This window comes from Fictibacillus sp. NRS-1165 (genome assembly GCF_050468105.1).
In the GTDB taxonomy this organism is placed as follows: Bacteria; Bacillota; Bacilli; order Bacillales; family Fictibacillaceae; genus Fictibacillus_C; species Fictibacillus_C terrinigri.
Window position 1 is genome coordinate 1 of the sequence record NZ_JBDPNU010000035.1, and the last position, 1,378, is coordinate 1,378.

The following is a 1,378-nucleotide window of genomic DNA, read 5'->3' on the forward strand; positions in this document are numbered from 1 at the left end:
TCAGCTTGTAGACAAAGTCTCATGTCTACAAGCTTTTTTTATTGTATTATTAGAGAAGATACTGTTTGAGGGGGAAAGAACATGTTATCCAAACATTCTTCAGAAGGACGTCATCAAGTTACAATGGTTGCTCTTGATGATCTCGTTCCACAGGATCATTTAGTCCGCAAAGTCGATCAAGTGATGGATTTTAATTTTGTTTATGATGCGGTTAAAGATACATATTCGCTTGATAATGGCCGTCCAAGCGTAGATCCTGTGGTCTTGGTTAAGATTGCACTTTTACAATATCTCTTTGGAATTCGTTCCATGCGCCAGACCATAAAGGAGATCGAAACGAATGTCGCTTACCGATGGTTTTTGGGTTATGACTTCAGTGAAAAGATTCCGCATTTCTCCACCTTCGGTAAAAACTATGAACGCCGTTTTCAGGATAGTGGTCTCTTTGAACACATCTTTTATCGTATTCTTCGTGAAGCCATGAATTATGGATTGGTAGACCCCTCCGTTATGTTTATTGATTCTACTCATGTCAAAGCGAATGCGAATAAGAAGAAGTTTGATAAAAAAACCGTACGTGTAGAAACCAGAAGTTATCAATCTCAACTTGAGAAAGAGATTCATATCGACCGAGAGAAACACGGAAAAAAGCCCTTCCCCCCTCAAACGAAGAATGAAACAAAGGAATCCAAGATTAGCACCACGGATCCAGAAAGCGGCTACTATGTAAAAGATGAACGAGAGAAGCTATTTGCTTACTCTTTTCACACCGCCTGTGACGCTAGAGGATTTATTTTAGGAAACCTGGTGACAGGTGCCAATGTCCATGACAGCCGAATGCTTGAGCCTTTAGTCAACCAGTTGATGGAACAAGTAGGTAAACCGAATGCCATTGCCGTAGATGCAGGATACAAAACGCCACCGATCGCTAAATATTTAATGGACCAGGAAATCCGTGCAGTAATGCCGTATACCCGGCCAAGAACGAAAGATGGGTACTTACGAAAACATGAATATGTCTATGACGAGCACCATGATTGTTATCTTTGTCCCCAAGGGGAAATCCTTACCTATCGAACAACGACCCGTGAGGGTTATCGTCAATATGCTTCAAACCCTCAGATCTGTCAAACGTGCCCACTCCTTCAACAGTGTACTCAAAGCCAAGAACACAGGAAAATGATTCATCGGCACCTTTGGGAAGAATACATAGAAGAAGCGGATCACCTTAGACATACGGAGATCAATAAAAAAATATATGCCCAGCGAAAAGAAACCATTGAACGTGTTTTCGCAGATGGGAAAGAAAAGCATGGTATGCGATGGACAAGATTCAGAGGACTGAAAAAAGTGTCTGTGCAGGCGATGCTAACTTTCG

General features: G+C 41.7%; 1 protein-coding gene. It reads left to right on the plus strand.

Translation table 11 applies throughout. The features are described 5' to 3' along the window. Positions 1–81 precede the first annotated feature (81 nt). Positions 82–1,378 (plus strand): IS1182 family transposase (locus ABHN01_RS16395; RefSeq protein ID WP_429876420.1); only part of this gene is annotated, 1,297 nt, incomplete at its 3' end.